This window comes from Komagataeibacter kakiaceti JCM 25156 (assembly GCF_000613305.1).
Genome location: NZ_BAIO01000734.1, coordinates 1 through 902 on the forward strand (window position 1 = coordinate 1; position 902 = coordinate 902).

Here is a 902-nt window from a genome sequence, read left to right on the forward strand (position 1 = left end):
GCCGCCGGTGGGCGGGTACATCCCTGCTGGGCCCCGGCCCTGTGGGACATGGACACGGGCACGCGCACCCTTGCCCATCTCATGGCCGCACTTGCCCCGCGCTGGCGGCTCAGCGGGCATGAACTGCCCGTGCATGTAACGGCGGCCGATGACATGCTGGCCCTTGCACGGCTGTATTACGACCCGCTGACCCTGCGTGACACCAGCACGGTCGCGCTGGCGGGACTGACCGACCTCATGCATCAGGCGGCACTGGCGGCGCCCGCCATGCGCGGCCAGGTTCTGGTGGTTTATGGCGGGCATGACCAGATCATTCCCGCCCCCGCCATGGCGCGCGCATGGCAGCGCATGCCGGCCACCGCACGGCATGATTACATTCCCAACGTACCACCTTCTGCTGCGCAGCCGTGACGGCGGGGTGGTGACGGACGATATGGTAAGCTGGATTCTGCAACGCGACACATTCCTGCCCTCAGGCGGGGATCTGGCGGCCGCGGCATGGACAAGTGACCAGAAGGGCCATGCGGAGCCACTTCCCATCATGCCGGGCTGGATGGACTGGTCCGCACCGCGATGATTTTTAGGGGTGGCGTTCAGCGCATTCCCGATGTATGCAGACGGGAATGGACTCGTAGCTCAGCTGGATAGAGCGTCGCCCTCCGAAGGCGAAGGTCGAAGGTTCGAATCCTTTCGAGTCCGCCATTCCCTGATCCCGTCAGTCGTTTTCTTCCGTCCGTATGCGGAATGTCGCGCCAGCTTCGCGAGACGATAGACCGACCCACGCTGTCACGCCGGGGAAGGTATTTTGGGAATCCGGATGGGTTGGCATTTTACGTAATGAAATGAAGTAACTATCAGGCTCTGTCTGCTCGTTATATGTTATTTATAAGTAACGATCTATC

At 61.8% G+C, this 902-nt stretch carries 2 protein-coding genes and 1 tRNA gene; all 3 read left to right on the forward strand.

Annotated features, from left to right (window positions below; all coding sequences use genetic code 11):
- The coding region (locus JCM25156_RS26140) for a serine aminopeptidase domain-containing protein (RefSeq protein WP_242402746.1) at positions 1-411 on the forward strand (411 nt) is incomplete at its 5' end.
- A gap of 7 nt (positions 412-418) precedes the next feature.
- A complete protein-coding gene (locus tag JCM25156_RS31755; protein WP_242402747.1) occupies positions 419-577 on the forward strand; it encodes a hypothetical protein in 159 nt (52 codons plus the stop codon).
- A 48-nt stretch (positions 578-625) separates the two neighbouring features.
- Positions 626-702, forward strand: a tRNA-Arg gene (locus tag JCM25156_RS18435).
- Positions 703-902 lie beyond the last annotated feature (200 nt).